At 57.7% G+C, this 14,977-nt stretch carries 14 protein-coding genes, 1 tRNA gene and 1 other RNA gene; 14 read left to right on the forward strand and 2 right to left on the reverse strand.

The window, feature by feature from the left end; translation table 11 throughout:
* Window positions 1–194: 194 nt before the first annotated feature.
* Window positions 195–541: a transfer-messenger RNA gene (gene ssrA, locus KZZ06_RS02350) on the reverse strand.
* A gap of 32 nt (window positions 542–573) precedes the next feature.
* Window positions 574–1,314: a FadR/GntR family transcriptional regulator gene (locus KZZ06_RS02355; protein WP_219578408.1), complete on the reverse strand. Its 741-nt coding sequence runs from the start codon at window positions 1,312–1,314 to the stop codon at window positions 574–576.
* A gap of 91 nt (window positions 1,315–1,405) precedes the next feature.
* On the opposite strand from KZZ06_RS02355, the gene KZZ06_RS02360 reads away from it, so the two are divergent.
* The 14 genes from KZZ06_RS02360 to KZZ06_RS02425 all read left to right on the forward strand — a co-directional run bounded on the left by KZZ06_RS02360 (window position 1,406) and on the right by KZZ06_RS02425 (window position 14,924).
* Window positions 1,406–2,194, forward strand: coding sequence for a DUF2182 domain-containing protein (locus KZZ06_RS02360; protein ID WP_219578409.1), 789 nt, complete (start codon window positions 1,406–1,408; stop codon window positions 2,192–2,194).
* 1 nt (window position 2,195) lies between these two features.
* Complete coding sequence (locus KZZ06_RS02365; protein ID WP_219578410.1) at window positions 2,196–2,903, forward strand: DUF1326 domain-containing protein; 708 nt, start codon at window positions 2,196–2,198, stop codon at window positions 2,901–2,903.
* Window positions 2,900–3,409: a DinB family protein gene (locus KZZ06_RS02370; RefSeq protein ID WP_257884161.1), complete on the forward strand. Its 510-nt coding sequence runs from the start codon at window positions 2,900–2,902 to the stop codon at window positions 3,407–3,409. Before KZZ06_RS02365 ends, KZZ06_RS02370 begins: the two co-directional genes overlap by 4 nt.
* Window positions 3,410–4,513, forward strand: coding sequence for a dimethylsulfoniopropionate demethylase (locus KZZ06_RS02375; protein WP_219578411.1), 1,104 nt, complete (start codon window positions 3,410–3,412; stop codon window positions 4,511–4,513). It begins immediately after the preceding gene.
* Between the two features lie 105 nt (window positions 4,514–4,618).
* Window positions 4,619–5,611, forward strand: coding sequence for an acryloyl-CoA reductase (acuI, locus tag KZZ06_RS02380; protein ID WP_219578412.1), 993 nt, complete (start codon window positions 4,619–4,621; stop codon window positions 5,609–5,611).
* Window positions 5,612–5,797: 186 nt separating this feature from the next.
* Window positions 5,798–7,219, forward strand: a complete 1,422-nt coding sequence (locus KZZ06_RS02385) for a deoxyribodipyrimidine photo-lyase (RefSeq protein WP_219578413.1) — start codon at window positions 5,798–5,800, stop codon at window positions 7,217–7,219.
* Between the two features lie 67 nt (window positions 7,220–7,286).
* The gene (locus tag KZZ06_RS02390; protein WP_219578414.1) at window positions 7,287–8,495 is read left to right on the forward strand and encodes a cyclopropane-fatty-acyl-phospholipid synthase family protein; all 1,209 of its coding nucleotides are present in this window, start codon (window positions 7,287–7,289) and stop codon (window positions 8,493–8,495) included.
* Between the two features lie 29 nt (window positions 8,496–8,524).
* Window positions 8,525–8,965 (forward strand): TrgA family protein, encoded by a 441-nt coding sequence (locus tag KZZ06_RS02395; protein ID WP_219578415.1) that lies wholly within the window; start codon window positions 8,525–8,527, stop codon window positions 8,963–8,965.
* Between the two features lie 4 nt (window positions 8,966–8,969).
* The gene (locus KZZ06_RS02400) at window positions 8,970–10,103 is read left to right on the forward strand and encodes an NUDIX domain-containing protein (protein WP_219578416.1); all 1,134 of its coding nucleotides are present in this window, start codon (window positions 8,970–8,972) and stop codon (window positions 10,101–10,103) included.
* A gap of 14 nt (window positions 10,104–10,117) precedes the next feature.
* Entirely contained in the window at window positions 10,118–11,152 is a 1,035-nt protein-coding gene (locus KZZ06_RS02405) for a cysteine synthase A (RefSeq protein WP_219578417.1), read from the forward strand.
* The gene (locus KZZ06_RS02410; protein ID WP_219578418.1) at window positions 11,149–13,482 is read left to right on the forward strand and encodes a DUF3772 domain-containing protein; all 2,334 of its coding nucleotides are present in this window, start codon (window positions 11,149–11,151) and stop codon (window positions 13,480–13,482) included. Before KZZ06_RS02405 ends, KZZ06_RS02410 begins: the two co-directional genes overlap by 4 nt.
* Window positions 13,479–14,198, forward strand: a complete 720-nt coding sequence (locus KZZ06_RS02415; RefSeq protein ID WP_219578419.1) for an alanyl-tRNA editing protein — start codon at window positions 13,479–13,481, stop codon at window positions 14,196–14,198. Before KZZ06_RS02410 ends, KZZ06_RS02415 begins: the two co-directional genes overlap by 4 nt.
* A gap of 71 nt (window positions 14,199–14,269) precedes the next feature.
* A tRNA-Ser gene (locus KZZ06_RS02420) sits at window positions 14,270–14,359 on the forward strand.
* Between the two features lie 121 nt (window positions 14,360–14,480).
* Window positions 14,481–14,924 carry a YqaA family protein gene (locus tag KZZ06_RS02425; protein ID WP_219578420.1) on the forward strand — a complete coding sequence of 148 codons (444 nt, stop codon included), beginning with the start codon at window positions 14,481–14,483 and terminating at the stop codon, window positions 14,922–14,924.
* Window positions 14,925–14,977: the final 53 nt, after the last annotated feature.

The raw sequence follows: 14,977 nt of genomic DNA on the forward strand, positions 1-14,977 counted from the left end.
CTGGCGCCTCACGGGGCGTTCGCGGAAATCCCCATAAAAGCAATCTGGCATATCAATACACGCAGCGTCAAGGCATGCGCGCCTGCTGTTCCAAATGGTAAAAAATCCTCGCCGAAGGCATCTTTTGGACCGACGCCAATACCACGCGGTACGTTCTCAGACCGCAGATCATTCACCGATATAGTGGGGGGAAAAGTGCAGGTTTCTGTTGCCAGGTACCTGCGAACCCCGCCTTAGGTCGCTAAACCCAAGGACTTAAGTTTCAATAGTTCCGGTCGCTTACGCGGCCATCGCCATTGGAGCACGATTGTCATTTGCAATTGTACATTTTACGCCGATAACGGTGGCAGTCAGCCGAGATAAGGCTACATCTTTAGACGTTCGTCGATCCTGTTTCGACCCCATGATCCGCAAATGACGGATTATTGGTGGAGTCGCCGGGTACCGCCCCCGGGTCCGAACCGCTTATTACATGCGCGTTTATACCCATAGTCCCGAAGGACAGTCATAACATAGGAAGCTGCGCAGGGTTTGCAAGGCGTCTTTGATCTGAAAGCCGATAAAGATAGCGCATCAAACTTGGGCTGAATTTCCGCTGCGCTGCGCAAAAACACGGCGGGCAAGGGCTTGGGTCTCGGCCTCAAGCGCGGTGAGCCCGGCGCTGGCGGCGGCTCCGTCCTGTGCCTCGATCGCATCCGCAATGGTGACGTGCAGCGCGATGATCGCGTCGCGGGATCGTGCCGTAAAGGTGATCATGTTCATCAAGGGCTGCATCGCCTCGACGGCACCGGCCAATTGATAGGACAGCACCGGATTACCCGCGCCATCGACCAGTGCACGGTGAAAGGCCACGTCAGACGCGCAAAACGCTTCATCGCTCAAACCAACTTCACGTTGTACGTTAATTTCATCGCGCATCACATTGATATGGTTTGATTTTCGACGATCCGAAGATAGCGGTGCGCAGGCGCGTTCCAAGGCATATCGCGCCTCGCAGGCGGTCTCGAAGCTCACGTCGTTCATCGACAAAAGCAGCGTCGATGTGGTGATCTGCTGCGCTTGTGCCGCCTCAAAGCTGATACGGTTCACGAAGGCACCGCCGGTGGCCCCACGCTGCGTGCGGATCAGGGATTGCGCGGCCAACCGCTTTAGCGCCTCGCGCACCGTGGCGCGCGAAACCTCAAATTTCAGCGATAGCTCCGCCTCGGAGGGCAGCCGTTCGTCCACAATCAATGCACCGCTCACGATGGCATCGCGGATATTTGCGGCGATCTGGGCCGATAGATCGGCAGAGGGGACGCGATTGGATTTCATATGTCTTACATTTAATATTTGGAAAAACTTTAAATGTCTGACATTACTTTTTCAAGCACCGAGTCGCGCAAGTCTGGGAGGATCGCGTCACATGGCACCCGTCATTCGTTCGGCCCTTTGGCTTGGCTTTTTCGGCCTGATTTTGGCCGCATGGGTGATGATGTACGCCATGAGCACCGGCATGGGGTTGGATCTGCTGGGGCGTCCCAATGACATGGGCCAGATGATGCGCAACATGGATCCCCGCATGGATATGTATATGCCGATGGCCAGTTTCGGGCCTTTGGCCGTCATGTGGGCCGCGATGATGGCCGCGATGATGTTGCCCACGATGATCCCGACCTTGCGCAGCTACGAAGACCTGATGGTCAGCGCCAATGGCACGCGGGCAGGGTGGTTTGGCGTGTTATTGGGCTATTTCATCATGTGGGTCGGCTTTGCCTTTGTCATCACGGCCGCGCAGATGGCGCTGCTGTATGGCGGGGTGATCGACATGCTGGGCATCGCGAAATCACGCTGGTTTGCTGCCGGATTGTTGCTGGCAGTGGGGGTGTTTCAATTCACCCGCGCCAAGGAAATCTGCCACGGCGTGTGCCATTCCCCAATGATGTATTTTATCGGCCATTGGCGCGCGGGCTGTGCCGGTGGTTTGCGCATGGGGCTGGGGCTTGGCGCGTTTTGTGTGGCCTGTTGCTGGGGTTTCATGGCGCTTGGCTTTGCGGGCGGCGTGATGAACCTGGCTTGGATGGGGCTGGCGACGCTGTTTATGGTGCTCGAAAAATTACCGCAAATCGGGCATAAAGTGATAAAACCGATGGGTGTTTTGCTGATCCTTGGCGCATGCGCCGTGGCGGCTTGGCCCTTGTATTCAGGAGGATAAGATGGCGACCAACAAAAGAGCCGACGCAGACCGTCTGCCGATCAGTCAGCGGATCGACCAGCGCATGCCCAACCCGAAACGCCGCGAGGCAACCCCGACAAGCTGGCAGATCAAGGGCGAATTGTTCCTCAATTGCTCGTGCGAAATGTTCTGCCCCTGCGTGGTCAGCCTTGGTGCGCATCCTCCGACCGAGGGGCATTGCCACGCGTGGATGGCCATCGCCATCGACGAGGGTCATTACGAAGGCGAAGACCTGTCGGGGCTGAACGTGGGCCTGCTGGTCGATATCCCGGGCCGCATGGGCGAAGGCAACTGGAAGGTTGCGGCCTACGTCGATGAAAATGCCAGTGGCAAAGCCTATAACGGTCTTTTGCAAATCTTTTCCGGCGCGGCGGGCGGTACCACAGGCCTGTTCACAATGCTGGTGTCCGAGATCATCGGGGCCGAACGTGCGCCCGTGAAAATCATCCGTGATGGCAATAAACGGTCGATCCAGATCGGCCGCAAAATCGCCGGCGAGATAGAAATGATCGCGGGGAAATCGCCGGATCATCCGGTGATGATCTCGAATTCGAAATACTGGATGGGGCCGGATATTATCGCGGCACGCGGGTTGAAATCCAAAGTGCGTGATTACGGCCGGGTTTGGGATTTTGGCGGCAAATCAGCCGAGATTTGCCCGATTGAGTGGCAAGGCCCCAACCCATGATCAACGTGGGCTATGCACGGATTATGGCGCGCTATAACAGTTGGCAAAATGATCAACTGATACCGCTATTTCTGGATATGCCTCCGGCGGATTTGACCAAAGATCGAGGGGCGTTCTTTGGATCGATCCTGAGCACGGCAAACCATATCTTGGCTGCTGACATGTTGTGGTTGTCGCGGTTTGATCCGTCAATCGAGCCACCGTTCGAGAGCTTTGATAAATGGCCCATGCTGCACAAGGACGCGCGGGATTGGGCAGCGGATCGGCAGCGACTGGACGGGAAAATCAGCCATTGGGCACACAGTCTACGCGAGCTGGATTTGCTGGGCGATCTGCATTGTGTCCCTGCGGGGGGCGGTGCGGCCTATAACTTGCCCAAGGGGCAGGGCGTATTGCAATTGTTCAATCACCAGACCCATCACCGGGGTCAAATCCATGCGATGCTGACGGCCGCAGGTCAAAGCGCACCTGTCACGGACATCGCCTTTTTGCCGGAGACCGCATAAATGGCCCTCATTTCCCCGTCGCGCCGGATCAGGCGCACGATGTTTTCCGAAGGTGTCGAAGCGGCGGGGGTCAAGGCCTATACGGTCTATAACCACATGCTTTTGCCCACGGTTTTCGAAAGTGTGCAGGAAGATTACCACCACTTGAAAGAGGCGGTGCAGGTCTGGGATGTGGCCTGCGAGCGGCAGGTCGAATTGCGCGGGCCGGATGCGGCAAAGCTGATGCAGATGCTGACGCCGCGCGATCTGCGCGGGATGCTGCCGGGGCGGTGCTTTTATGTGCCGATCGTCGATGAAACCGGCGGGATGTTGAACGATCCGGTGGCGGTGAAACTGGCCGAGGACCGCTGGTGGATTTCCATTGCAGACAGTGATCTGATGCTATGGGTCAAGGGAATCGCCAACGGCTACCGGCTGGATGTGTTGATCGACGAACCCGACATCAGCCCGCTGGCGATCCAAGGGCCCAAAGCGGATGATCTGCTGGCACGGGTCTTTGGCGACGCGGTGCGCGACATCCGGTTCTTCCGCTTTGGCATGTTCGATTTCGAGGGCCGTTCGATGGCCATCGCGCGGTCGGGTTATTCGAAACAGGGCGGGTTCGAGATTTACGTCGATGGTGAAGACAAGGGTATGCCGCTTTGGAATGCGCTGATGGAGGCCGGGCGCGATCTGGATGTGCGCGCGGGCTGTCCCAACGGGATCGAGCGTGTTGAGGGCGGATTGCTGAGTTATGGCAATGACATGACTGACGACAATACGCCCCACGAATGCGGCTTGGGCCGGTTTTGTGACACGCAAACGGCGATTGGCTGTATTGGTCGTGATGCGCTGTTGCGGGTGGCCAAGGAAGGCCCCACCAAACAGGTTCGCGCGATTGATATCGCGGGCGATGCAGTGCCGCCGTGCGATCGGGCGTGGGATATCGAGGTGAAGGGCAAGACGGTCGGGCAAGTCACCTCGGCTGCGTATTCGCCTGATTTCAAGACCAATGTGGCCATTGGCATGGTGCGGATGACCCATTGGGATGACGGCTGCGAGGTGCAAGTCCGCACGACAACAGGTCTGCGCGATGCCGTGGTCCGCGAAAATTTCTGGGCGTAAGTGCCGGGATGAGAGTTGGGGACCGAGGGGCCAGCCCCTCGGGCTCCCCGGAGTTTATTGGCAAAATGAAAAGGGTGGCGAAGCGTGACCCGGATAGGAGAGATTATGTTTGATGCATTGATGGTGACCAAGGACGAAGAGAGCGGCAAGACCTCTGCGGCGGTGACGCAGATCGATCTGGACCAGTTGCCAGCGGGTGATGTGACCGTCGCGGTCGAGTATTCGACGGTGAATTACAAGGATGGTTTGTGCATCGGACCGGGTGGCGGATTGGTCCGGAAATACCCGCATATTCCGGGCATTGATTTTGCGGGCACGGTCGAGGCGTCTGATGATGACCGCTATAAGCCCGGTGACAAGGTTGTTTTGACTGGTTGGCGTGTCGGCGAGGCCCATTGGGGCGGATATTCGCAAAAGGCGCGGGTGCGGGCCGATTGGTTGGTGCCCTTGCCCAAGGGGCTGGATACCCGTCAGGCGATGGCCGTGGGGACCGCCGGATTTACCGCAATGCTGGCGGTGATGGCGTTGGAGGATCACGGGTTGAAGACCGGCCATGGTCCTGTGCTGGTCACGGGGGCCGCAGGCGGTGTCGGGTCGGTTGCGGTGGCGATTTTGGCGGCGTTGGGCCACGAAGTTGCGGCTGTGACGGGGCGGCCCGAGACGGCGGATTACCTTAAGACGCTTGGGGCCAGCCAGATTGTTGCACGCGAAGAGATCAACGAGACCGTTAAGCGGCCGCTTGAAGGGGAAACCTGGGCTGGATGTATCGATGCCGTGGGCGGCGCAATGCTGGCGCGGGTCTTGGGGCAGATGAAATACGGTGCTTCGGTTGCGGCTGTTGGTTTGGCCGGGGGCGCTGCCCTGCCTGCGACGGTTGTTCCGTTCCTTTTGCGCGGGGTGAACCTGTTGGGGATCGATTCCGTGATGCAGCCCTATGACAACCGGTTGCGCGCATGGGAGCGGGTGGCAAAAGACCTGCCGATGGCAAAGCTTGAGGACATGGTCGTGCCTGCGACGCTTGGCGATTTGCCGCAGTTGGGTAAGGACATCCTGAACGGTCAGGTTCGGGGCCGCGTTGTCGTGGACGTAAACGGCTAAGATACATGAAATAAGGCCGCGCGAGCATTGGGCGGCCTTATTTTTCATCCGCCGACAGGGGGTTTCACTTGCGATAGCGGCGATAAACTAAGGTGCTTTTGCTACCGACCCGCGACGAGATCTTTTTGGTCTTGAAAGCGGGTCATTCGGGCTATGTTTCTTCGTATCCTATGAAGAAGGTTAACCTTGTCTGATACATCTCCGATCCTTGTGTGGTTTCGCCGTGACCTGCGGTTAACCGATCATCCTGCTTTGTCTGCGGCGGCGCAAACGGGCAGGCCGGTCATCCCCGTTTTCATCAATGACAGCTTGGTTGATGCCCTGGCCGCCGCGCCGAAATGGCGGTTGGGGCTGGGAATTGGGTGTTTCGCGCAAGCGTTGCGCGAGAAATCCAGCCAGCTTGTTCTGCGCAACGGCGATGCGCTTGAGGTGTTGCAGGACCTGATCCGGCAAACCGGGGCAGGGGCGGTCTATTGGTCGCGGCTGTATGATCCGGAAACAACGGCGCGGGACAGCCGGATTAAGGACGCATTGAAAAATGCAGGCGTCGATGCGCGGTCTTTTGGCGGGCATTTGATGTTTGAACCCTGGACCGTCCAGACCAAGACGGGCGGGTATTACATGGTGTACACCCCGTTTTGGAATTCGGTTAAAAATACCGGTGTCGATGCGCCGCTTGCGGCACCTTCAACGCTGACAGCGCCTGCGCAATGGCCGGACAGCGATGATCTGGAGCGTTGGAATATGGGCGCTGCCATGCGGCGCGGTGCGGATGTGATCCGGCCCTTTGTTCAACTGGGTGAAAAATCAGCGCAATCGCGTCTGGGGGCGTTCATGGCGCATGGTGTGGCCGAGTATAAAGCAAACCGCGATCTACCGGGGGTGGATGGCACATCGAACCTGTCTGAAAACCTGTCGCTTGGCGAAATCAGCCCGCACCAATGTTGGCACGCGGGGCAACGCGCCATGCATGAGGGCAAACAAGGCGCGGAAACGTTCCTCAAGGAGTTGGTCTGGCGCGAGTTTGCCTATCATCTGATGCACCACAGCCCACGCATTCTGGATCGGAACTGGCGCGAGGAATGGTCGGCCTTTCCGTGGAACGAGGACGAGCGGCGCGCCGAGGTCAAGGCGTGGAAGCAGGGACGCACGGGAGAGCCATTTGTCGATGCGGCCATGCGAGAGCTGTACGTGACCGGCCGCATGCACAACCGCGGACGCATGATTGTGGCCAGTTATTTGACCAAACATCTGCTGTGTCATTGGCGCGTCGGTCAAAAGTGGTTCGAGGACTGCCTGATCGATTGGGACCCGGCCAGCAATGCGATGGGCTGGCAATGGGCGGCGGGGTCGGGGCCTGATGCCACGCCTTATTTCCGGGTGTTCAACCCGGCGACGCAGCTGGATAAATTCGACAAGAACCGCGATTACACCAGCCGATGGATCGCCGAAGGGCGCGCCAAGCCGCACCAAGATGCGTTGGCCTATTTCGACGCGGTCCCAAAGCGTTGGAATATGTCGCCCGACGATGAATATCCCGACCGGATCATCGCATTGGCCGAGGGCCGTCAGCGGGCGCTTGACGTCTATAAGAACAGAAATTTTTGATGGGTGATAATCGGGTTTGGGTGTATAAACCTCAACGCGGCTCTTACCCCACGTACAGGGATCCGACATGATATTAACCAGTACAGAAGGGCAAACGTCCCTTCCCCGATATTTCTCCCGTGTTTTTGCGATGGCTCAACAGATGCATCACGGGCAGATCGACTTTGTCCTGCCGGACGGGCGCAGGTTCCGTGCCAAAGGCGCGAACCCGATGCCCGTGGCCGAGATTCAAATTCACAATGCCGATCTGTTCGGGCGGCTGATCCGCGAAGGCGATCTGGGCTTTAGCGACGCTTATCTGGACGAGTGGTGGAGCACGCCGGATTTGCAAGCGTTCATGGATGTCGCCCATGGGAACGAGGATATCTACGATTCATTTCCGGGGATGGGGCTTGTGCGCAGGTTTGAATCCCTGCGGTTCTGGCTGCAAAGCAACAGTAAAAAGCAGGCCCGCAAGAACATCAGCTATCACTATGATCTGGGCAATGATTTCTACAAGCTGTGGCTGGATGACACGATGACCTATTCCAGCGCCCTGTTTGAGGACGGCGCGCAACAATCGCTGGAGGCGGCCCAGACAGCAAAATATGCGTCGATGGTTGACCAAATGGGGGTCGTGCCCGGCGATCATGTGCTTGAGATCGGATGTGGCTGGGGCGGTTTTGCGGAATATGCGGCCAAAACACGCGGGCTTAAGGTGACATGCCTGACAATCAGCACCGAGCAGTTTAACTATGCGAAAGAACGCATTGAAAAGGCTGATCTTTCCGATTTGGTTGATATCAAACTGCAGGACTACCGTGATGAGCGCGGTATTTATGATGGCATCGCCAGCATCGAGATGTTCGAGGCGGTAGGCGAGAAATACTGGCCGGCCTATTTCAACACATTGCGCGACCGTCTGAAGCCGGGGAAATTTGCGACCTTGCAGATTATCACCGTGCAGGACCGCCGTTGGAAGGTCTATAAACGCGGGGTCGATTTCATTCAGAAATACATTTTCCCCGGTGGTATGCTGCCCAGCCCGACGGTGCTGCGCGAGCAGGTGGAAAAGGCCGGACTTGCGGTTGAGAAATCGATTGAATTTGGCAAAAGCTATGATCTGACCCTGCGCCGTTGGCACCAGCGGTTCAACGAAAAATGGGATGACATCGCGGCCATGGGGTTTGATGAGCGGTTCAAACGGATGTGGAATTTCTATCTTACGTCCTGCGCTTCTACCTTTGACAGTGGCAATTGTGATGTGACACAAATCACCGTGAAGCGTCCTGTTTAAAGGCGCGCAGGTGATCCAAGGAGCAGTCGATGCCTACAGGTGCCAAATTAGTGGCAGCCACATGTTTGGCTATTTTAGGGTTGGTTTTGGCCGTGATGATCACGCCGCTGGTGCCCGAGCTTTCGGATTTCCCGTATTTGGTGCCCGTTAACATGGCCGTTGGCGCGCTGGTTGGCTGGATTTCCATGGCACCGCGTGCTGGCGGTGGTGTGGGCCGCGCTGTTGCCAATGGGCTAACGGGGGCCGCGGTGCTGGCGTTTTGGGGGCTGGCTGCCATTGGGGTGATCCGCATGATCGATTTGTCGATGAAACAGCAGTATCGCGGATTCGGCGACGCCGTCGTGGCGATCTTTTCGATCAGTGCCGAATATTTTCTGCTGTTTGCCACGGTGCCGGTTGGTGTTGCATTGGTTGTCGGGGGCGTGCTGAGCAGCCTTGTGGTTAACTATGCCGACAGAAAATGGCCCTAACACAATGAAAAACCTGTTCTTTTACGGCACCCTTAGGCATGTTCCCTTGCTTGAGATCGTATTGGGCCGTGCCGCGCGTGACATCGAATTCACGCCCGAATATCTGCAGGACCACGCCGCCCTCGCCGTTGCCGAAGGGCCGTTCCCTTGCGTGGTAACGCGGGCAGGGGCCGTCACAAACGGGCTGCTGGTCGAAGGGTTGAGCGATACCGATATTGCGCGGCTGGACTTTTACGAGGGTAGTTTCGCCTATGACCTGCGTGATGTGACATTGGCGGGCGGCCAGAGCGCGCAAGTCTATTTCCCGGCACCAGGTGTTTGGACAACGGGTGATCCTTGGGATTTGGCCGAATGGGAAAATGATTGGGCCGCGCTAAGCTGCTTTGCCGCGCGCGAGGTGATGGATTATTTCGGCAAATATACCGTGGAGCAGGTGGCCAAGATGTTCCCGATGATCCGCACGCGCGCCGCCGCCATGGTGAATGCCGCGCAGTCGAAACATGGGGCAGGGACATTGCACGGCGCAATTGATGTGCAACGGATTGACCGCGCTTATACCAATTACTTTGCGCTGAACGAATACCAACTGCGGCACGAACGGTTTGATGGGACCATGTCGGGGGTGCTTGAACGCGCGGTTTTCGTGGCGTCTGATGCGGCGCTGGTGTTGCCTTATGATCCGCTACGCGACCGCGTGATGGTGGTGGAACAGGTGCGCATGGGCGCCATCGCACGGGGGGATCGGTCGGTTTGGCAGTTCGAACCCATTGCTGGCCGTGTTGATCCCGGCGAAACCCCGCAACAGGCCGCGCACCGCGAAGCCGCCGAAGAGGCAGGGATTACCCTGCAATCGCTGGAACCCGTGGCCGAAGTCTATGCGTCGCCGGGCGACAGCACCGAATTTTTCTATATCTACGTGGGGCTTGCCGATCTGCCGGACAAAGCCACCGGTGTGGGCGGTCTGGATACGGAAGACGAAGATATCCGGTCGCATTTGATGTCTTTTGACGATTTGATGGCGATGGTAGACACGCAACAAGCCGCCAATGCACCGCTTGTGATGGCCGCATATTGGCTCGCACGTCATCGCGACCGCTTGAGGTTGGTCCCACCCAAGGCTACACCTAATATAACTTGAATTAGGAGCACCCCATGCACGTCGCATCTGATCTGGCGCAAGCCATTGGCAACACACCCCTTATCCGTCTGCGCAAGGCAAGCGAAGAAACCGGGTGTGATATCTATGGTAAGGCCGAATTCATGAACCCCGGCCAATCGGTCAAGGACCGTGCGGCGTTGTTTATCATTCGCGATGCCATCGAAAAAGGCACGCTGAAACCCGGTGGCACGATTGTCGAGGGGACAGCGGGCAATACCGGCATCGGTCTGGCGCTGGTCGGGGCCTCTATGGGCTTTAAAACGGTGATCGTTATCCCCGAAACCCAAAGCCAGGAAAAGAAAGACATGTTGCGTCTGGCGGGCGCGGAACTGGTACAGGTGCCAGCAGCCCCGTACCGCAATCCCAACAACTTTGTGCGCTATTCCGAACGGCTTGCGGCTGAACTGGCCCGCTCGACCAACGAAGGGGTGATTTGGGCAAACCAGTTTGACAATGTGGCCAACCGTCAGGCGCATATCGAAACCACCGGCCCCGAGATTTGGGATCAGACCGGCGGCAAGGTTGACGGGTTCTGCTGTTCTGTCGGGTCGGGTGGTACGTTGGCGGGCATCGGCATGGCGTTGCAGCCAAAAGGCGTGAAAATCGCATTGGCTGACCCTGATGGCGCGGCGTTGCACAGCTATTACACCACCGGCGAACTGGTGGCCGAAGGCGGGTCCATTGCCGAAGGCATCGGGCAGGTACGGATCACCAAAAACCTCGAAGGGTTCACGCCCGATTTTAGCTATAACATCCACGACAGCGAGGCGCTGCCGATCGTGTTTGACCTGTTGCAACACGAGGGGCTGTGCCTTGGTGCGTCGTCGGGTGTCAATGTCGCCGGTGCCATCCGTTTGGCGCGCGACATGGGACCGGGCCACACCATCGTGACTATCCTGTGTGATTTCGGGACACGCTATCAGTCCAAGCTGTTCAACCCCGAATTCCTTCGTGAAAAAGGCTTGCCTGTTCCAGGGTGGCTGGACCGTGCGCCACAATCCATCCCCGGCGTTTTTGAGGACCAATGACCCAGTTGTCGCGCGCGCTTTTCACCGGACTTTGTCTGGCGCTGTGGCTTATGGTCGGGGCGGTGTTCGCCCAAGACGAACCTGTTCAAGCCATTGACCGGTGGGACAATGTTGCCACCCGCGCCGAGACGGTTGTGGACGACGCGACGACCAGTGACACGGTTCTTGAAACCTTGCGGGCGCGCATTGTGGATTTTCGCGCGGTGTTCGATACGGAACGCAACGCCAACGCCACCCGTATTGCCACGCTGCGCGAACAGATTGCAGCACTTGGCGATCCGCCAGAAGGCGAGAACGCCGAACCCGAGGCACCAGCCTTGGCGCAGACCCGCGCCGATCTTAACCAGCAGCTCAACGCGCTGTTGGCACCTGTTCAAATCGCCGAGCGCGAGTATCTGCATGCCGATGGGCTGGTGCGGGAGATCGATCTGATCCTGCGGACCCGGCAGGCAGAAAAGCTGCTGACGACGACGCCCAGCCCGTTGAACCCGGAAAATTGGGTCCCCGCGCTGCACGATCTGATGGATGCGTTTGACGGCATGCTGATCGAGCGCGGCACCGTAAACAGCGCGCAGAAACTTGCGGCATTGCGTGAAAATCTGCCCTTTGTGTTCTTTGCGACGCTGGCTGGGCTTTTGCTGCTTTTGCGTGGCCGTCGCTGGGCGGTGATGATGGTGACAGGGCTGCGCAGGCATCAAGCGCGGGGCATCGGCATCTGGCGGTTTGTCGTGTCGTTGCTGCGGATCATTCTACCTTTATGCGGTCTGTTCCTGCTTGCCACTGCGGCACGTCAAAGCGGGTATCTTGGCGTGCGCGGCACCGAAATCATCCGTCTCTTGCCGATCATGGGCCTGGTTGTTTTCGGCTTTAGGTGGGTGTCGGAACGGGTATTTTCGCGCGACGACGAAGAGGCGTTGCTGCTTCTGGATCAAGAGCATCGCCGCCAAGCGCGTTTCTATGTAAACGGTATTACCGTCGTGATGATCGTGTCGATCATTACCATCCAGATCCTAGAGTTCGAACTGCCAAGCGCTGCAACCAGCGCCGTTGTGGCGTTTCCCTTTGCGGTGTTGATTAGTTTTGCGCTGTTCCGGATTGGCCAAATTCTGCGCGGGTATCACGATGCCGAGGAAGAGGTCCAAGACCCTGATGAGGGACCGCGCAGCTCGACGCTTGCACGTGTGGTGCGCAGCTTTGGCATGGGGGCAATGGCAATTGGCATCGCGGCACCATTGCTGTTTGCCTTCGGGTATCAGGATCTGGCAGACGCGATTTTGCGGCCATATGTAACGACTTTGGTGATTTTAGGGCTGGTCATGGCGCTGCAACGTTTTGCGGCGGATGTGTACGGCGCGATCACAGGACAGGGCATTTCCGCCCGCGATGCCTTGATGCCGGTGTTTTTCGGCATGATCCTTTTGATGCTTGCCACGCCAGTTCTGGCGCTTGTCTGGGGCGCGCGGCTTACCGATCTGAGCGAACTATGGGCGACGTTCTCTAACGGGTTCTTGGTCGGCGAAACGCGTATTTCGCCAACGATCCTGCTGACCTTTACGATCATTTTCTCGCTCGGCTATGTGATCACGCGGCTGTTGCAAAGCACGTTGCGTATAAACGTATTGCCCAAGACGCAGATCGATATTGGCGGGCAGAATGCGCTGCTATCGGGCTTGGGCTATGTCGGTATTTTTCTGGCAGCATTGGCGGCGATTACCGGGGCTGGCATTGATCTTAGCTCGCTTGCGATTGTTGCGGGGGCGCTGTCGGTCGGTATCGGTTTTGGCTTGCAGAATATCGTCAGCAATTTCGTCTCGGGGATCATTTTGTTGATTGAACGCCCGATTTCCGAAGGCGACTGGATCGAGGTTGGCGGTAAATCCGGCTATGTGCGCGATATTTCCGTGCGCTCGACCCGGATCGAAACCTTTGACCGGACAGATGTGATCGTGCCGAACGCCGATTTGGTCAGCGGCACGGTAACCAACTATACCCGCGGAAATACCGTGGGCCGTGTGATCATTTCGATTGGGGTGGCGTACGGGACCGATACAAAACGGGTCGAGTCGATCTTGCGCGAAATTGCAGAGGATCAGCCGATGGTTTTGGCCAATCCAGCCCCGAATGTTCTGTTCCTGAATTTCGGCGCGGATGCGTTGGAGTTTGAAATCCGCGCTTTCCTGCGGGACATAAACTGGATGATGAGCGTCAAAAGCGATATCAACCACGCCATCGCCAAACGCTTTGCCGAAGAAAATATCGAAGTGCCCTTTGCGCAGCGCGATGTCTGGCTTCGTAATCCCGAGGTGCTTAAAGGCGGGTCTGACACATGACGCAACCGCTTTATCTGGACGACGCGTATCAACGCGAAGCGCCGGGCCGTGTGACTGCCATCACCGAAGAGGGGGGCGTCGTGCTGGACAAGTCGATCTTTTACCCCACCGGCGGCGGTCAGCCCGGCGACAGCGGTTGGCTGATATGGGACGGCAAGCGGCTGCCGATTGCCACCACGGTCAAGGGGCAGGGCGATGCGATTGCCCTTGTTCCGGCAGAGCCGTCGCACCTGCCTGATGTGGGCACCCATGTGATGCAGGTGTTGGATTGGGACCGGCGCCACAAACACATGCGGGTGCATACCATGTTGCATCTATTGTCGGTTGCGGTGCCATTCGGGGTAACGGGCGGGCAAATCTCGGCGCGTCATGGCCGGTTGGATTTTGATATGCCAGATGCGCCGGACGATCGCGACGCCATCGAGGCGATACTAAACGATTTTGTTGAGGCCGATTTGCGCGTCACAACCCATTGGATCACCCAAGAAGAACTGGCAGCTGCCCCTGAGCTGGTCAAGACGATGGCGGTCAAGCCGCCCAAAGGCGCGGACAAGGTGCGCCTGGTCGAGATCGGGGATGGCGCAAGCTGGATCGACCTGCAGCCCTGCGGTGGCACCCATGTGGCGCGCAGCGGCGAGGTGGGCGCGCTGGTGCTGGGGAAGATCGAAAAGAAAGGCCGCCAAAATCGTCGTATTTACGTACATTTGGATGGTTAACACTGTTGTTGAAATTGACGTGATTTACCCCTTGCGCCCAGACCGTACCTCACGCTAAACACCGCCCTAATGGATCGGTGGCCGAGTGGTCGAAGGCGCACGCCTGGAAAGTGTGTAGGCGGGAGACCGTCTCCAGGGTTCGAATCCCTGTCGATCCGCCATTACCCTTTTTGTTGGCCATGAAGCGGTTTTCCGGCTTTGGCCTGACCGCGTCGGGTGCAAGATTGAACCCGTTTATTTGCAAAGGGTACGTCCCGTCTTAACCAGCGAAGTTAAATTTCGATGATCGGGTATTTTGGCCTGTTTTCAGCAGCGTTCATCGCCGCAACCTTTCTGCCGATGCAGTCCGAGGCGTTGCTGGTCGCGTTGATGCTGGGAAATCAGCACACGCTGGTGATTTTGCTTTTGGTTGCCACGGCGGGCAATGTTTTGGGGTCGGTGGTGAACTGGGTCCTGGGGCGGGTTGCCTTGCAGCTAAAACATAAACGCTGGTTTCCTGCCAACGACGCGCAACTGGCCCGTGCAGAAATCTGGTATCACCGCTATGGGCGCTGGTCGCTGCTGGTAAGCTGGTTTCCGGTTGTGGGGGATGCGCTGACGATCATGGCCGGGGTGTTGCGCGAACCGCTTTGGTCATTCGTTGCGATTGTCACGGTTGGCAAGGCGGCGCGCTATATTGCTTTGGCAATGATAACGCTTGCATGGTTTCCGCCCAGCGGGGGTTAGTTTCGCGCGGCTGACAAATGTTTGGCCGTTTGATCTGTGTGGCTGAAAAGGAA

This window comes from Sulfitobacter sp. CW3 (assembly GCF_019392245.1).
In the GTDB taxonomy this organism is placed as follows: Bacteria; Pseudomonadota; Alphaproteobacteria; order Rhodobacterales; family Rhodobacteraceae; genus Sulfitobacter.